This is a genomic window from Colwellia marinimaniae (assembly GCF_002207865.1).
Lineage (GTDB): Bacteria > Pseudomonadota > Gammaproteobacteria > Enterobacterales > Alteromonadaceae > Colwellia > Colwellia marinimaniae.
Genome location: NZ_BDQM01000455.1, coordinates 1 through 244 on the forward strand (window position 1 = coordinate 1; position 244 = coordinate 244).

A 244-nucleotide genomic window follows, 5' to 3' on the forward strand; every position below is an offset into this window, starting at 1 on the left:
TGATCGCCGGCCGGAGTTCCGCCAGCGCCCGGAACACGCCCAGGACGCTCGCCGCCCCGCCCATATCGAACTTCATCTCGTCCATCTCCGCCGCGGGCTTCAGCGAGATCCCCCCGGTGTCGAACGTGATGCCCTTGCCCACCAGCACCACGGGAGCCTGCGTGCGGGCCGCGCCGTTGTAGCGCAATTCCACCAGGCGAAGCGGCTGGTCGGACCCTTGAGCCACCGCCAGAAACGCCCCCAT

At 69.3% G+C, this 244-nt stretch carries 1 pseudogene; it reads right to left on the minus strand.

From position 1 onward, the window contains the following. Window positions 1-244 (minus strand): annotated as a pseudogene (locus MTCD1_RS20045) (leucyl aminopeptidase); the annotation flags it as partial.